General features: G+C 70.2%; 14 protein-coding genes and 1 pseudogene. 4 read left to right on the forward strand and 11 right to left on the reverse strand.

All coding sequences use genetic code 11. The features are described 5' to 3' along the window. Positions 1-9: 9 nt before the first annotated feature. Positions 10-342, forward strand: a pseudogene (locus ABZS71_RS13595) (CHAT domain-containing protein); the annotation flags it as partial. A gap of 379 nt (positions 343-721) precedes the next feature. Then, positions 722-1,078: a hypothetical protein gene (locus ABZS71_RS13600; RefSeq protein WP_356209728.1), complete on the forward strand. Its 357-nt coding sequence runs from the start codon at positions 722-724 to the stop codon at positions 1,076-1,078. A 115-nt stretch (positions 1,079-1,193) separates the two neighbouring features. On the opposite strand, the gene ABZS71_RS13605 is transcribed toward ABZS71_RS13600, so the two are convergent. From ABZS71_RS13605 to ABZS71_RS13645, 9 genes are all read right to left on the reverse strand, one after another. Beyond that, positions 1,194-1,829, reverse strand: a complete 636-nt coding sequence (locus ABZS71_RS13605; RefSeq protein ID WP_356209731.1) for a pentapeptide repeat-containing protein — start codon at positions 1,827-1,829, stop codon at positions 1,194-1,196. 274 nt (positions 1,830-2,103) lie between these two features. Then, the gene (locus tag ABZS71_RS13610) at positions 2,104-2,493 is read right to left on the reverse strand and encodes a TraR/DksA C4-type zinc finger protein (protein WP_356209733.1); all 390 of its coding nucleotides are present in this window, start codon (positions 2,491-2,493) and stop codon (positions 2,104-2,106) included. Positions 2,494-2,645: 152 nt separating this feature from the next. After that, positions 2,646-3,611, reverse strand: a complete 966-nt coding sequence (locus tag ABZS71_RS13615) for a sensor histidine kinase (protein ID WP_356209736.1) — start codon at positions 3,609-3,611, stop codon at positions 2,646-2,648. Continuing rightward, complete coding sequence (locus ABZS71_RS13620) at positions 3,608-3,952, reverse strand: STAS domain-containing protein (protein ID WP_356209739.1); 345 nt, start codon at positions 3,950-3,952, stop codon at positions 3,608-3,610. Before ABZS71_RS13620 ends, ABZS71_RS13615 begins: the two co-directional genes overlap by 4 nt. 221 nt (positions 3,953-4,173) lie before the next feature. Next, on the reverse strand, positions 4,174-6,960 hold the full coding sequence (locus ABZS71_RS13625; protein ID WP_356209741.1) for a BTAD domain-containing putative transcriptional regulator: 2,787 nt from the start codon (positions 6,958-6,960) through the stop codon (positions 4,174-4,176). Between the two features lie 254 nt (positions 6,961-7,214). After that, positions 7,215-8,558 (reverse strand): monooxygenase, encoded by a 1,344-nt coding sequence (locus ABZS71_RS13630; protein ID WP_356209743.1) that lies wholly within the window; start codon positions 8,556-8,558, stop codon positions 7,215-7,217. A 247-nt stretch (positions 8,559-8,805) separates the two neighbouring features. Beyond that, complete coding sequence (locus tag ABZS71_RS13635; RefSeq protein ID WP_356209745.1) at positions 8,806-8,994, reverse strand: DUF397 domain-containing protein; 189 nt, start codon at positions 8,992-8,994, stop codon at positions 8,806-8,808. Then, entirely contained in the window at positions 8,981-10,165 is a 1,185-nt protein-coding gene (locus ABZS71_RS13640) for a Scr1 family TA system antitoxin-like transcriptional regulator (RefSeq protein ID WP_355851205.1), read from the reverse strand. The genes ABZS71_RS13635 and ABZS71_RS13640 overlap by 14 nt, the downstream gene beginning before the upstream one ends. A gap of 168 nt (positions 10,166-10,333) precedes the next feature. Beyond that, positions 10,334-10,786 (reverse strand): ATP-binding protein, encoded by a 453-nt coding sequence (locus ABZS71_RS13645; protein WP_356209747.1) that lies wholly within the window; start codon positions 10,784-10,786, stop codon positions 10,334-10,336. Positions 10,787-11,267: 481 nt separating this feature from the next. On the opposite strand from ABZS71_RS13645, the gene ABZS71_RS13650 reads away from it, so the two are divergent. Then, on the forward strand, positions 11,268-12,473 hold the full coding sequence (locus ABZS71_RS13650) for an alpha/beta hydrolase (protein ID WP_356209749.1): 1,206 nt from the start codon (positions 11,268-11,270) through the stop codon (positions 12,471-12,473). 93 nt (positions 12,474-12,566) lie between these two features. Here the strand turns inward: ABZS71_RS13650 and ABZS71_RS13655 are convergent, their stop codons facing one another. After that, positions 12,567-13,232: a TetR family transcriptional regulator gene (locus tag ABZS71_RS13655; protein WP_356209751.1), complete on the reverse strand. Its 666-nt coding sequence runs from the start codon at positions 13,230-13,232 to the stop codon at positions 12,567-12,569. An 88-nt stretch (positions 13,233-13,320) separates the two neighbouring features. Between ABZS71_RS13655 and ABZS71_RS13660 the strand changes: the two genes are divergently transcribed. Next, positions 13,321-14,442 (forward strand): DUF3533 domain-containing protein, encoded by a 1,122-nt coding sequence (locus ABZS71_RS13660; RefSeq protein ID WP_356209753.1) that lies wholly within the window; start codon positions 13,321-13,323, stop codon positions 14,440-14,442. A gap of 25 nt (positions 14,443-14,467) precedes the next feature. Here ABZS71_RS13660 and ABZS71_RS13665 read toward each other — a convergent pair whose 3' ends face one another. Further along, positions 14,468-16,042 (reverse strand): GMC family oxidoreductase N-terminal domain-containing protein, encoded by a 1,575-nt coding sequence (locus ABZS71_RS13665; protein ID WP_356209756.1) that lies wholly within the window; start codon positions 16,040-16,042, stop codon positions 14,468-14,470. Positions 16,043-16,116: the final 74 nt, after the last annotated feature.

The following is a 16,116-nucleotide window of genomic DNA, read 5'->3' on the forward strand; positions in this document are numbered from 1 at the left end:
GTTCTTGCATTGAGAAACCGCCCACCCGGCCTCCACCGGGCGCGGTATCCGGACGCCGAGCTGCTCACCGGCCCGTCCGGGACGGCGGACGCGGTGCTTGCCGCCCTCGCCCGCTGTTCCTGGGCGCACTTCGCCTCCCACCGCGCGTACGACCTCGGCCGCCCCTCCCGCAATGCGCTCTTCCTGCACGACCGGGCGCTCCCGCTCCGCGAAATCGTCGGACTCCGCCTGGACCACGCGGAGTTCGCGTATCTGTCGGCCTGCGATACCGGCGGCAGCAGCGTGGCCCTGGTGAACGAGGCGATCAGCGTGGCGTACGCGCTCAACCTCGCCGGTTACCGGCACGTCATCGGCCCATCGACGACACGATCGCGACCGACGTCGCCGCGCTCGTGCACGACGAGGTGCGACGGCTTGGCACGGGCGCGTCGGCGTTCGCCCTGCACACCGCGATCCTCCGGATCCGGGACCGGTCCCGCACGCACCGACGAGCTGGGCGCCGTACGTCCACACCGGACCGTAGCCGGGGGCCAGGGACCGCAGGTGGCAGGCCCGTCGACTGACCCCGCCGCACGAACAAGGGCCGCTCCGTCAGGTGGAGGGAGCGGCCCTTGCGCGCGCCTACTCGGTCACCATTCCATCACAACGCCCCCACAGCACTCCCACGCCGCCCCCTGCACGCCGGATGATGCACCCCACCATCCACGCACCTGGGGGACAGATGCGCACCCACACCACCAATGCCGCGGCCGTCGTCGCCACCACCCTGCTGCTCACCGGCTGCTCCACCAGCGACGGCCGCGACAAGCCCACCCCGGCCGGCGCCTCGGCCTCCGCCACCGAGGCCGCGCTCAGCAAAGCCGAGATCATCCGGCGCTGCGTCGACGCCATCGCCGACCGAGCCGCCGCCACCAAGGGCGGAGCAGTCCGCTCCGAGCCCGTCCCCAAGCCGTGCGTCCCGTTGTCGGACGCCGACTACCTCGACGCCTACTTGGAAGGCCTCCACCAAGCGACCCGGGCCGCACAGGACCAATCGCAGGACGGGGTCGACAAGGCGGCCGACGGCACCGGGAGCTGACCCGGGGGCTGGGCGCGCGACCGTCGTCGCGGAGCCGGGCGCTGGGGCGGGCATCCCGGTGCCGTGGAAACCCGGTGATGCCCCGCCATGCTTCCTCAGGCGGATGCGGTGCCGGTCAGCTGTCCGGCTGACCGGGGTGCCGGCCCGCCTGGGCGAGATGGTCCGTGCAGGACAGCCTGGCGTTCGATCTGGAGCCGTCCGGGCAGACGACGTTCTCCCAGCTCGTCTTCGAGACATCAGCCCCCTGCATCCGCGCGCCGCGTAGATCCGAGTCGGACAGCGTGGCCCCGGCCAGATCGGCGCCGCGCAGGTCCGCTTTGGTGAAGCCGACGTGGGTGAGCGATGCCGCGCGCAGATCTGCGCCCGCCAGCTGTGCACCGTCGAGGCTGACGTTCGTGAGGAGACCCTTGCCGAGCACGGCCCCGCTCAGGTCGGCGCCGCGCAGGTCGACCTCCGAGAGGGTGGCGGAGGTGAGCTTGGCGCGGCGCAGGTCAGCGCCGCGCAGGTCGACGTTCTCCAGCGACGCACCGGGTAGTCGCGCTTCGTAGAGGTTGCCGCGGCTCAGGTTCGCTTCGGACACCAGCCCGGTGAGTGTAGAGCGTTCGAGGTTGACGCACCGCAGTTTCTTCTGCCATAGCTCGGGACCGGCGACGGTGCGGCCGGAGAGGTCTTTGCCCGTGCGGTGGGGACAGCTCCGGCCATGCCTGTCCTGCCCGCAGCCGATGAGGAAGGCGGCGGACACGGCGGTCACGATGAGGCACGAGAGCGAACGAGGCCAACGCGTGTTCATGGGCCATCCCTGCCACCGCTTGGTCGCGGAGTGCCGAGCAGTACCGATGAGGGTGCGGGCCCGTGACATCGGCGGGGCCGGCGCCTCACGCCAGCGTAGACGAGTCTCGGGAGCCGGAGCGGTAGTCGCCGTGGTTCCCGCGTGTTGCCTTCCGGACCCGCACCCTGCCCACCTGCGGCGATGCCTTTTTCGAGCGGCACAGGTCCCACTGGGCGGCGGACTCAGCCCGCCCCGGTCAGCGGGGGCGGGCCGCGGCGCAGCGTACGCAGGTGCTCGCCGCCGGGCGCACCTCCAGACGTTCCGCCGGGATCGGCTCGCCGCACCGCTCGCACCGCCCGTATTCGCCTCGCTCCAGCCGTTCCAGCGCCCGATCCAGATCGGCCAGATGGTCGCGCGCCTGTGCCAGCAAGGCGGCGACATGGGCCCGCTCGAAGGCGGTGCTCGACCCCTCCGGGTCGTGCTCGTCGTCGATCGCCACCAGGGCATTCGCCTCGACGATCCCGTCGAAGTCACGGCTCAATGCCGCGATCTGCGCGGTCGTGCCGGCACGTTCGGCCGCCAGCCGCTCGCGGACGGACTCGCGGTCGGTCGGGGGGAAAGCGGCATCACCGGACGAATCGCTCACCGATACGACAACATCAGCACCCGGGTTCGTATTCCGCGCATCCCGCGCCTTGGGTGTCGAAATCCCAGCCCATGGCCAGTGACGTGCGGATTCGCGCGAGCGGCCACCGGTCGCGGCGTCGGCGTGGCAGCAGGTCGGCCGAGGCGCCTCGGTCAGGCACAGGTCCGCAGCCGCACGGTGGTGCCCTTCGACCCCGTCCGTACGCGCACGGTGTCGCACAGCATCCCCACTCCCCAGAGTCCGAAGCCGGCCTCCAGGGCGGATTCCGGCGGTGTCCAGGTGAGCAACTCCTCGGGCTGCCAGTGGCCGGAGTCGGTGATCTCGCAGATCAGGCCGTCGTCGGGCCATGCGCGCAGCGTCACCGGCGCGCCGCCGTGGCGGATGGCGTTGGTGGCGACCTCGGTCACGGCGACGAGCAGGTTGTGCAGCGCATCGCCTGCCACCCCGCAGCGCTTCGCCTGCTCGGTGACGAAGGCCCGCACGGTGTGCAGATCGGTGGGCCGGATCTGCATCGAGACGGCGGAGTGCGGCGAGGGCGGAAGCGGCTGCCGGTCAAGATCGGCGACGAAGGACTGGGGGTCCATGTAGTCCGGGTTGTCCCGCAGTGACCCGCTCTCGACCATCTTCGGATGGGTCCGGCGCACCATCGCGATGGCCTCAGGGGTCAGGTTCTCGGCGTTGTAGCAGCAGAATCCCCGGAAATCCCTGCTCGCGAAGGCCAGGTTGACGATCGAGTCGTAACGCATCCACTCCTTCACATCCGGTTTGTTCGACCAGTCGTCCGCTACCAGCACCCAGGCCGGGCGTGAGCCCAGCGTCCTGGCGACGGCGGTGAAAGCGGCCATGGCCCGGACGGGGTTCTTGTAGAGCTCCGACGGGTCCATGAACTGCACGGCGGCGGCGTCCCGTCCGAGCGAGTCGCGCAGTGCCTCGGTCTCTGCTTTTCCCGCGACCGCGAACGTCGCGTCGCCGGCGTCGACGCCCGCGCGCAGGTGGGGAAGGGCTGCGGCGAGGAGTTCCCGCTCGCCGCGGTACAGGAGTCCCTGGTGCTCGAGTGTGTGGAGTTGATCCTTCCGGCCGTCTTCCACGGACTGATCCGCATGTGTCCCGATGGTCATGACATTCCCTTCCGGCCCTGGACGAGCCCGGGCAGACGCTCCCAACCCACTGTCTCGATGAGGTGCTCCACATCGGGCGGCAGATTGTCCAGGACGATCCGGACCCCGCTGTCGCGGCCTTCCACGAAGCCTGTCAGCAAACTGAGGGCGCCGAGGTCGATGAAGCGCAACTGGGCGAGGTCGAGCCGCACTTCACTGCCCTGGGCCACCAGGGGGGACAGTGCCTCCGTGACATCGCTGTGCCGCGTCGCGTCGAGTTCGCCCTCCAGGCGAAGGCTGGGAGGGTCGACGATCCGGGTGATCCGGAAGATTCGCTCGTCCGATTCCGGAATGACTTCCATAAGGGCCTGCCGAGTCCTGGGATGGTGGGTGTGAGCGGAGCCGCGCCTGACCGTGGAGGAGGCCGGGGCTTGCCGGGAGTCCCCGAACCGAAGCGTGCGGTGGGGCCTCCCTCGGGGTTCCGCACCTGACAACGGGTGTTCCTCATTGTGCGCGCGATCGGTATAGCGGCGGTAAGCCGGTGCACCGAGGCACCACACCGCCTTCACCACCCGGCGCACCCTCAAACGGGCGGCGGGCCAAGGGCTTCCGGGCCCATGCGCAGACTCAGGCAGGCGGGAAAGAACGCGCTCCACGCGTGCCCGCGCCAGCTCACATACACCGTGAGGCTCTCTCCCACGACGGCGGCGGCGGCCCGCCTCAGGTACTCCCGCGCCTCCGAGATCCTGCCCTGATCGAGGCAGACGAGACCGATCTCGCGCAGCGCGAAGCTCTCCAGAGCCTCTTCCCCGATGTCCCGTGCGTGCTGGATGCTCTTCTCGAGGCAGGACCGGGCGTCCTCAAGACGGCCCAGGCCCCGGATTGCGCGGGCGAGGTTGCCCAGGCCGGACACCTGGGCCAGGCGGTCGCCGGCCTCGCGCGCGACCTCGAGCTGCCGCGACTGCACGGCAACGGCCTCCTCGTAGAGCTCCAGTTCCGCCAGTGCGTCCGCGAGGTTGAACAGGGAACGCTGCTCTCCGTCGCGGTCGCCGATCTCACGCCAGATGGCCAGCGCCGCCTCAAGGCACTGCCGCATCCCGTCGTACTCGCCGTGCAGCCAGTACACCGCGGACAGGTTGTCCAGGCCCCACGCCTCGCTCTCCCGGTCGCCCAGGCGCCGGGCGGTGTGGATGGCCAGCTCGCCCAAGGTCCGCAGCTCCCGCGCGCGGGCGTGCGGGTAGAGGTACCACTGCAGCGGCCGCGTCAGCCGCACCGCGAGGCGCGCCGTGGTGTCGGACTGCGTGGCGGCGTGGGTGATGGCGGCCATCAGGTTCGCGCGCTCGGTATCCAGCCATGCCTCCGCCTCACGGCGGCTCGTGATCGTCTTCGCTGGGCAGGCGGACGTGGTGGCGCCCTCGGGCTCGTCCGTGGGCCGGGGCAGCCGCGGCGGAACGTCAAGGAACGCCACGGTCTGCTGTGCCATGGCGAGATAGAAGCGCAGTATGCGCTCAAGCGCCCGTTCGCGCTCGGCCGCCGGTTCCTCGCTACGCACCTGCTCGCGCGCGAACAGCCGCAGCAGGTCGTGCATCTGATAGCGGGAAGCGGCGGGGCTGTCCAGCAGATGCGCGTCCACCAGCCGCTCGAGTGCGTCCTCGGCCGCCCAGTTCTCCACGCCGAGCAGCGCGGCCCCGGCCGACAGGCTCATGGTCGACCCCGGTACCACCCCGAAGAGCCGGAAGGCACGTGCGGCGGCCTGGTCGACGGAGTTCGCGCTCTGGCAGAGGGCGTCGTAGCTCGCATGGAAGCTCGCGCGTACCGACACGTCGCCGACGCGGATCTCGTCGAGGCGGCTCTGGGCGTCGGTCAGCCGCTGAACGAAGGCGCTCAGGGACCAGCCGGGGCGGGCTGCCAGCCGGGCCCCGACGAGCCGCAGGGCGAGAGGAAGACCGCCGCACATCCGGATGATCGCGTCCGTCGCCTCGGGGTCGGACGCGACCCGCTCCGGACCGACGAGCCGCTCCAGCAGGGCCGTCGCCTGGTCGTGAAACATGACGCCGAGATGGAGGTGGGTGGCGCCCTCAAGGGTGGTGAGCATCTCGCGGCTGGTGATCAGTACGACGCAGCCCGGCCCGGCGGGCGGCAGGGGACGCACCTGGTCCACACCGGCGGCGTTGTCGAGAACCATGAGGATGCGGCGGTCGGCGACCAGTGAGCGGAATTTGGCCGCTGCCTCGTCGGTGTTGGCCGGTATGGCCACTTCCGGTACCCCGAGTGTGTTGAGGAAGCGCCCGAGCACCTCAGCCGGTTCCAGGGGCGTCAGCCCGGCGGTCGATCCGTGAAGATCGACGTAGAACTGGCCGTCCGGGAACCGGTCGGCGACCTGGTGGGCGGTGTGGATGGCCAGGGCCGACTTGCCCACGCCGCTGGCGCCGTCGATCGCGGCGATCGTCACCTGCCCCGCGCCACTGCGCTCCAGCAGCTTGTGCAGCACTGAGCTCTCGCTGGTGCGGCCGACGAAGGCGGTGCTGATGTGGGGAAGCTCCCTGGGCACCACGGACGGCGTCCGTGCTGCGATCTTCGGGCGGTCGGCAGGAGGCTCGGGTTCGAGGAGTAACGAGGTGTCGGCGGTGAGGACCCGCTGATGGAGCTCTTGTAGCGGCGGGCCGGGCTCGATTCCCAGTTCCTCGGCCAGATGGTGACGCAGGTCCCGATAGGCGGCCAGCGCGTCGGCCTGCCGGCCGGCTCGGTACAGCGCCAGCATCAACTGACCCCGCAGGCCCTCCCGGAGTGGATGCTCGGCCACCAGCGCCTCGAGCTCGTCCAGCACCGCCTCATGGCGGCCGAGCCGCAGCCGCGCTTCGATGAGCAGTTCCCGCGCTTGTGTGTGGCATGCCGCCAAGCGGGTGACCTCGGCCTCCACGGTCGGCGACAGCGGCACGTCGGCGAAGGGGGCGTCGCGCCACAGGTCCAGCGCTTCGCCGAGCCGGGCCGCGGCAGTCTCGGCCGAACCCCGGTCGAGTTCCTGCCCCCCTTGCTTGATCAGTTCCACAAACCTGTGCGCGTCGAGCTCGTCCGGTCCGACGACCAGCCGGTAGCCATGGGCCCGGTAACCGTGCACATGAGTCACCAGCAGCCGGCCTGTCTCGTCGCCCAGCGTGCGCCGCACCCGCGAGACATAGCCTTGCAGGAGCTTGCTCACGCTTTGCGGGGGCCGGGTGCCCCACAGCTCCGCGACCAGTCTGTCAGTGGGGACCACCCGGTTGGCGTCGCACAGCAGCACCGCCAACAGCATTCGCCACTTCCCGGGGGCGAGTGGGATCTGCTGACCGCCGCGCCACAGCCCGAGTGGCCCAAGGACCCGATACCGCATGCCATGCTCCGTAAGTCGTCACCCGGACAGGGAAGGCGTGGTGCAAGCACCTTGCGGGATCGGATGCGGGCGAGGGCCGGTTGACCGGACCTGGCCGACCATCATGTGTCCCTCCCGGGGGCGACGAGAACGCGGAGCGCGGCGATCCCGACATTCTTGGGCCGGACTCCCGGGAGAGCAAGGGAATACGCATCCAGCACAAAGGAGCGGCGCCCGGTCTGCCGGGCACCGCTCCTGCGGGCTTTCCTTCCGCGCTACCGCCGAGCCGGTGACCGGCGGGCGGCCAGCAGCGATCGCACGACCGTGGCGGGCCGCAGGATCGCGGTCGGCGGGGCCAGCAGATTCTGCAGGTCGAGCATGACGTCGTGGATATCCGGCGAGACATGACTGGCCAGCATCACCTGGCGTACATAGCGGTTGAGCAGGTCGACACCTGGCGGCTTGGGACCCACGGTCTCCGGGTACATGAAGTCGCCGCCCGTCGCCAGCTGCCACGGTGCGGCGGTCACCTTGGCGGCCGCCCGGTAGTACGCGCGGGCCATCTCCGAGGACGCGGTGCCGGACCGGTCCAGGCAGCGGCCGAGCTCCACCGCCTCCAGAACGGCGACGCTCATCCCCTGCCCGTACAGCGGATTGAAGCTGCACACGGCGTCGCCGAGGGCCACATAGCCCGCCGGGGGCTGCCGCAGCCGCTCGAAGTAGCGCCGGCGGGCCTGCGGATAGGTGAACTTGCGGGCATCCCCCTCGCTCACCGGCTCCGCGCGGTCCATCAGTTCGGCGATGTGCGGGGTCGGCAGCTCGGCGGCGAACTTGGCGAAACCCTCGGGGTCGACGGGTGCGTGAGCCCCGTGCCAGCCGGCCAGGGTGACCATCCATCGGTCGCCCTCGACGGGGAAGGCGGCGGCCGCCCGCTTGTCGTGCGGCGGGACGGTGGCCATCAGGTAGAGCAGTCCGTCGTCGAGCAGCCGCTCGTCGGGACGGCGCCGCAGCAGCCGGGTGGTGTACCCGACATCGACCTTGACGGTGACCGTCTCGGGGGTCTGGCAGCCGAACGCCCGCAGCCACCGGTCCGTCCGCTCGCCGCTGCTGCCCGTGGCGTCCACGACCAGGTCGGCGGCCAGCGCCTCGCCGCCATCCAGCTCGACCCCGGTCACCCTGCCTGCGGCGCCGGTCAGCCCGCGGACCGCGAGCCGGTCACGGACGTCCACATCGGGCAGCGCGGCCACCCGCTTCCGTATGGTGCGCTCCAGAAAGGCGCGGCTGAGACTGATCCCCGGCTTGCCGCTGGAAAAGCGGATCCGGTGGGCCCCCATTTGGTGGAATAAAAGGTCCGAGCCGTAATCAAATGGCACTGCACCACCCTTGACCAGCTCATGGGTGAGGCCGGGAAACAGCTCTTCCAGTGTCCTCTGCCCGCTGGTGAGCAATACGTGCACGTGGCCGCCCTGAGGCACCGCGCGCCGGTCCTGCGCGTCCTCGGGGAGGGCATCCCGGTCCACCACCGTCACCCGGGCGAATCTGCCGCTCAGTACGCGCGCTGCGACAAGTCCTCCCATTGAGCCGCCGATGACCACCGCATGCCCGCCGACTGCACTCATACACCCTCCTCAAGAAATCCGCATCAACGTATGACGCCACGGGAATTCGCGGCAGCGGGGGGCCGAGTCTAAGCCTGTGGTGGGGGAGGTGTCACCTCCCCGGAGTCGCCCGATCGGGCCGGGTGTCGCAGCCCGCCGCCTTGGACGCGTCCCACGCCACCCGGCCCTGTTCACCGGCGTCCTCGGCTTCCGCGCCGGGGTCGGCCTCGTAGCGGAGGCGAGACCGCGTCGACCCGATGAGAAAGGCTCAGCAGTCGTTCCTGAAGGCTTTGACGAGGAGTTGCCACTGCTCGCGATCGAACCTGAGCGCCGGCCCGTCGGGATTCTTGCTGTCCCGTACGTGGATGAAGCTCTCGGCCTCCGCGACTTCGACGCAATTTCCGCCGTTCCCCATGCTGTAGCTGCTTTTCCGCCACGGGAGTTCAGTCAGATTCACGGTCGATTTCCTTTTTCACATCGCGTATGAAAACGCATGAGTCGTCTCGGGAGAGTGCTTTGGACTGGATGAGGTTGAAGGCCAGCTTGTGCTGTTGGATCTGACTGGCGTCGTTGGTCGTCTGACCGCCTATGAACGTCTCCCCGTATAGGACGTCAGGGCCGTCCCGGAATCCCATGAGGCGGAACGGGGTCATGCCCCCGGGGTGTTCCCGGACGTTGAAAGGGAGCACCTGAAGGTGCACTTTGGGCAGGTCAGCGGTCTGCAGCAAGTGCCCCAGCTGCTCGCTCATGACGCTGTTCCCCCCGATGCGGCGGCGAAGCACTCCTTCATCAAGCGTGATCATGATCTGGGGTGGTTCACGTCTGGTGAGTATGCGCTGCCGGTCGATCCGGGCGCCTACCAACTGCTCGATCCGCAGCTTCGAGGCCACCGGGTGGGCCGCGGTGAAGATGGTGCGCGCATAGGCCTCTGTCTGCAGCAGGCCGGGGACGGCGACAGTCTCGAACTCCTGGATGAAACTGGCCTGTTGTTCGAGCTCGATGACCTGCCAGAACCAGTCCGGGTACGCGGACCGGATGAGCGACGGCCAGAGTTTCACCAGTGCGCCGTCGACGCCGAGAAGCCGGTCGACCCGTTGCGCGAAGACGCGCGAGGGCATCTGCTCGGCGTTCTCCAGGCGCTGGACCGTCGTCGTGGCGCAGTGCGCCCGCTCGGCGAGCTCCCCCTGGGTGAGTCCGGCTATCAGCCGGTACCGCTGTACCTCGCCGCCGAAACGGGACAGCAAAGACGAGATGCTCTGGCCGGAGGACACCACCGGCGTCTCGCTCGTCTCCTCCGTGATGAGCGGCCGTCCGGCATGAGGCAGCCAGGCGACCGTCCCGTCCGGCCCGGGTGCGGCCCACGCGAGGGGAGTACGGGGCGACGACGGCGTGGGCTCCCTCAGCCCCGCGGGCATGCGGCTGAGCAGCCCCCAGGCGTACACGCCCGGACCGACGGCGGCGGACAGGGCCGCCTCGATGCAGGCGCGCGCACTGTCCTCGGTCGTGCAGGTGCCGCATGGCCCCTGCTGGTGCCGGCTGTTGGAGACCTGGTGGATGTCCCACCGGTAGAGGCTTCCGTGCCGTGGCGCGGGAGCACTCTGTTCCTTGTTGTTCGTTACGTCGTTCACATGTCCTCCCTCGGGTCGCCTACGGAGGCGGAGATTGCCCCTCCACCGTGCAGGCGGCACGGCGAGCAGCGGTATATCGGCGGTAAGAGCGCACATCGGCCAGGGCTCGGTCTCGGTCTGGGTCTCGGTCCGGCACGTCCGTGACACCGACGGCCGGAACGCCGAGGGTCACCGAGGTGGGGTCGTGTCGCCGCTGCCGTCGAGAGCGAGAGTGCACCACGTGGTTTTGCCACCGCAGGAGTCCCAACGCGAACCCCACGCCGATGCGATCGCCTGCACGAGGTACATTCCGCGGCCCTGCTCGTCCTCGGGGTCAGCTCGCCGGACCGCGGGGCGCGCGGAGGACGCGTCGGTGACCTCCAGGAGCAGCCGGTCGCCGACCTGCAGCAGGTTCACCGTGATCAATGCGTCAGTCCCGTACTTGACCGCGTTTCCGACCAGCTCGCTGGCGAGCAGCACACTGTCGTCGATGACATGGGACGGGCAGCCCCACGAGGAGAGGGCCGTATGTACACCCCGGCGCACCCTGCTTACCTCTTCCGGCGCCGGGGGCAGATGGAGGTGCAGATGCCAGTCGAAGGCCAGGTCGCAGTCGGCACAAGCGAGGTTGCGGACGCTCACCGTCCCGGCACCTCCGCCGACGGTCCTCCGCAGCCTCGCTTTGTCGCTGTCGCCGCGGGCAGCCGGCACGGCCTCCCAGGGACCCAGAACCTCCCTGTCGAAGGATGCGGAGGAGCAACGCGCGGCGCGGGGGCGGGGGAAGTCAGGAGAAGTCATGTCGGCTCCGTATGCCGGAGTGAATGGGATGGTGCGGCCGATGGAACGTCCACGGCGTCGGCCGGTGGGTGTGGGGCACCATGCAGGAGGCGAGGAGAGCGGTGGTATGTCGGCAGTAAGCCGCCTACGGCTCGTCGCTGCTGTTACCGCCGCGTATGCCCTGTCTCCGAGCCGACCGCCCCGCATCGGGCCCTACCGGGACCCGGCGGCCCTCGCGGTCCGGGCCCGAGCCTCTTCGCGTCTACCCTGATGCGAAAGCTGGGCGCTCCTCACTGTTGATGGCCTCCGGCCTGAGCCACGCCGACGACACAGGAGAAACGCCCCGATGAACGCCCGTGTCCGCATGCAAGCCCGCAGCCCCCACACCCGCTGGTGGCGCCGTGCAGGTCTCGTCCTGTGGGTCGTGGCCTCGGTGCTGGTGGCGCTGCTCGTGCTCGGTGCGATCATTCCGGCCGTTCCGGTCGTCGGGTATGTCGGGACCGAGTGGGTCGGGCCCCGGCCGCTGTGGTTTGTGGTCTTCGGGCTGATCATCGCCGTGGGCGCCGCGGTGGCATGGGTCCGCAGGATGCGCAGGACGGCGCTGTGGACCGCGGTCACCTCAGCGGTCACCGCCATCGGCGCGGCGGCCGTGCTGACCACGCAACTGCTCGACGCCCATTCCCACCACGTGCCGGTGTCCGCCGCCGATGTCCTCGCCGTCGATCAGCCCGCGGCGCCGCCGGACCACGTGATCGACTACGCCCGCCTCGGTGGCCGGACGCTCAAGGCCGGACTGTGGACGCCGCCCGGAGGGCATCCGCAGGGGGCCAGGCCCATGGTGGTGTGGGTCCATGGCGGCGGATTCTCCACCGGCAGCCGGGACCAGAGGGAGGGCGACTACCGCTGGCTGGCGGACCACGGCTACCCGGTCGTATCCATCGACTACCGGCTCACGCCCCCACCGCGCTGGAAGGACGCCTCCGGCGATGTCATCTGCGCCATGTCCCGCCTCGCCAGGCAGGTCCGCCCGTACGGTATCGACTCCTCCCGCACCGTGCTGGTCGGCGGCTCCGCGGGCGGGAGCCTCGCGCTGAACGTCGCGTACGGGCTGGAGACCGGCCGTATCCACAGCAGCTGCACGACGCGCCTGCCCGCCCCGCCGGTCGCCGTCGCCGGTTTCTATCCCGCCTCGGACCTCAAGGGAACCTGGCAGGACAACGGCCTCCTGGGCTACGGAAGAGAGATCACCGAGGCCTACACCGGCGGCACCCCCGCCCAGCACCCCGAGCGCTACCGCTACGCCTCCGCCACCAGCCGCGTCCGCCCGGGCCTGATGCCTACTCTCCTGGTCACCGGCGCCTCCGACCACCTCATCCGGCAATCCCGCGTCCACGCCCTCGCCGACCGGCTGCGCCAAGCCCACGACCGCGCCCAGTTCGACGCCGTCCCCTACAGCGACCACGCCTTCGACGCCACGTACCACAGCATCGCCGGCACCATCAGCCGGACCCTCCTCCTGCGCTTCCTGGACGGAGCGACACCTCGGACCTAGGTGCGTTCGGCGCCCCTCTTCCCCGCGGGGCCGTGTGCCCGTCGCAGCCGTCGGCGCGAGCAGGCCATGTCACCGGTCTTTGTCGCGGAGACGCTACCGGCGGGGGCTGAGGAGGGCGGTGAGCATGTCGCGCAGCCAGGGCCGCAGAGTGGCGAGGTCCGGCTCGAGCAGGAGCCTGCCGGCCGCCGCGTCGTGGAGGGCGAGGACGGCGGCGGTGAGTGCCTCGGGGTCGCGCAGCGCGGGCGGCATGGTGTCCAGGTCCACCACGCCCACGACGACCGGCTGCAGCGTTTCGCGGATCGCTTCGCGGTGCTGGATCAGGGCGGTGGCGGTATCGGGGTTGCGTGCGGCGTACAGAAGGAAGTCGGTGCGCACCAGGACCCAGGTCCGGTCGATGAGCAGGGCATCGATGACCCGGTCCAGCAAGGCCGGCAGCCCCTCGTCCGGCGTGGCGCCGGCCAGCGCGTCATGCACCTGGGCCATGACGAGCTCGGCCTGCCGCTCGTAGAGGACGAAGAACAGCTGGTCGATGCTGTCGAAGTTGGAGTAGAAGGCGCCACGGGTGTAGCCGGCCGCCTCGCAGATCTCCTCGATTCCCACCCGGCCGAAGCCACGCTCCGCGAAGACCGTGAGCGCTGCGTTCAGCAGGCGTTCCCGTGTCTCGGCTCGACGCCGGGTGACGCGTGCGGGCGTGCCGTCCGCTCGCCGGCCGGTGCGCAGTGCTCGCCGGTCGACCGCGCTGTTACTGGCTTCCGTCATGCACCCATCCTAATCCGATACATCAATGCATCCGATACAGTTCTGTATCGTAACGCCGGATCCAGACGCAGTGAGGAAGTGCGGACCAATGAGCCAGGTGGACACGGACCACGACGAGACCTCGGGGTCGAGCTCGGAGCGGCGGGGGGAACGGCCTCAAGCCGGCCGCGCGGCGCCCGCTGGGTTCTGGGCCGAGCTGCGTGGTGCGGCCGCACCACGCATGGCGGTCCTCGTCCTGGGCGCTCTGTTGCTGCAGTTGGGCTTCGTGCTCTCCTATGTGGGCGCGTTCCACCATCCGCAGCCCCACCGGATCCCGATCACGGTCGTGGCGCCGCAGCAGATGTCCCCGAGCGTCGTCGGGAAACTCAACGCGATACCCGGTCACCCGCTGAAGGCCACCGAAGCCGCCGATGAGCCGACGGCCCGCGCGGGGCTGCGCACGGGGGACGCCAGTGGCGCGTTGATCGTGGACTCCACGTCCCGGACCGACACTCTGCTGGTCGCCGGCGCCGGGGGCGCCTCCACGGCGAACGTGCTGGAATCCGTGATCGCCCAGGCCGAGAAGGCGCAGCACCGTACCGCGTCGGTCGTCGACGCGGTACCGGCGCAGGCAGGTGACGCCCGAGGACTGAGCAGCTTCTACCTCGTCGTGGGATGGACCGTCGGCGGTTATCTGTTCGCCGCGCTCCTGGGCGTGTCCAAGGGCGCCCGGCCGGCCACCGTACGCCGCGCCGCGCAGCGTCTGCTGACGGCCGTTCCGTACGCCGTCCTGTCCGGCCTGGGTGGTGCGGCGATCGTGGGCCCCCTGCTCGGCGCCCTGAACGGTCACTTCCTCGCCCTGTGGGGGATCGGCGCGCTGGTCGTCTTCGGCGCCGCGGCCGTGACGATAGCCCTCCAGGTCCTCTTCGGCGTGCTGGGGATCGGGGTGACGGTGCTGCTCTTCGTGGTACTCGGCAACCCCAGTGCCGGCGGCGCCTACGGGCCCGAACTGCTGCCGCCGTTCTGGCGGGCGATCAGCCCCGCCCTCCCCAATGGCGCGGCGACCCACGCCGTACGCCACATCATGTACTTCGCCGGCCACGGCACCGCCGCGAACCTGGCGGTGCTGGCTGCCTACGCGCTCGGCGGGGTCCTGGTCACCCTCCTGACGGCCACCCTGGTGCACCGGCGGTTGTCGCCCGAGATGGACCCGGCCGGCGCTCTCGCCTGACCGGACACTCGCGCGGTCCGACCACTCAGGAAGGAGAGGTGCCGGCGGTGCCGCGGATCAGGTCGGCGGCCTTCTCCGCGATCATGATCGTGGGTGCGTTGGTATTGCCCCGGACGAGGGTCGGCATGACCGAGGCGTCTGCCACGCGCAGCCCGGTCACCCCGTGCACCCGCAGTGTGTAGTCGACGACCGGGCCCATGGCGCAGGTGCCCGCGGGGTGGTAGAGGGTGTGGAGCTCACGTCGGGCGAAGTCGAGGAGGTCGCGGTCGGTGTCCGAGCGCGGCATGCGGTAGTCGGACCGCCGGTGTGCTCGCAGGGCGGGGCGGGCCGAGATGTCGAGGAGCACCCGCATGGCTCGTACCGCTGCCGCACGGTCCTCTTCCGTGGCGAGGTAGTGATGCAGGATGCGCGGCTTGGCGCTGGGCAGTGTCGACCGGAGGGAGACCTTGCCGCGGCTGGTGGCGCCCAGGAGCACCGCGCCGTGGTGGAAGGCGTGTGCGGTCTGGGCGCCGAGGCCCTCTTCGTGGAACATGGCCGGAAGTGCGTGGAGTTGCACATCCGGCGCGGCCAGCCCGTCGAGCGTGCGCACAAAGCCGCCCGCCTCGCCCACGTTGGAGGTGAGCGGTCCGCGGCCCTCGGACTCCAGGAGCGCGAGGTTCTGCGGGGACTCCGCGGTCAGCAGAGACTCGGTATCGGTGAAATGGATGAGGGGCAGGTGCCCGTGGTCCTGCAGGTTCTCGCCGACGGGGAGGTCGACACGGGGGGTGATGCCGAGGGCTTCGAGGTCCGAGGCGACGCCGATCCCGGAGAGCATGAGCAGCTGAGGGGAGTTGTAGGCGCCCGCGGCGAGGATGACCTCCCGCTCGGCGCGTAATTCCTCCAGTGCTCCGTTCCGTTCGACCTCCACGCCGAGGGCACGATCACCGGAGAACAGCAGCCGGGTGCACTGCGCCCCGGAGAGCACCGTCAGGTTCGGCCGCTCCATGGCGGGCCGCAGATACGCGTCCGATGTGCTGCACCGCAGTCCATTCCGCTGGGTGAGTTCGTAGGAGCCGACCCCGTCCTGCTCAGGGCCGTTGAAGTCCGGGTTGAGCGGATGGCCCGCCTGCTGCGCCGCCTCCAGGTATGCCGCCATGAGCGGGCTGCGGGAGCGCCCCTGGCTGACGGTGAGCGGGCCTCCCGCAGCGTGCCAGTCGGACGGGCCGCCATGGTGGTCCTCCGCGCGCAGGAAGTACGGGAAGACCTCGTCCCAGCTCCACCCTTTGGCGCCGGCGTCGGACCAGGCGTCGTAGTCCCGGTGGTTGCCGCGGATGTAGATCATCGCGTTCATGGACGACGAGCCGCCGAGCATCCGGCCGCGCGGGAGGTAACAGCGGCGTCCGCCGAGGCCGGGTTCGGGCTCCGTCGTGTAGTCCCAGTCGTACGTGGTCCTGAACAGTTTTCCGAACGCCGCAGGAATGTGGATCTCCGGGGCATCGTCGGACGGGCCGGCCTCCACCAGCAGTACGCGGACGCCAGGGTCCTCACTCAGCCTGGCGGCCAGCACACAGCCGGCGGAACCTGCTCCGACCACAAGGTAGTCGTGGCTCTCGACAAGCACGGGCTCTCCCCTCTCCGATGAACGGAACGCCGTGCCGGGTGCCGTCCGGCGGGCAGCCGGCCCGCGGCGCACAG

This window comes from Streptomyces sp. NPDC005393, from assembly GCF_040606675.1.
Lineage (GTDB): Bacteria > Actinomycetota > Actinomycetes > Streptomycetales > Streptomycetaceae > Streptomyces.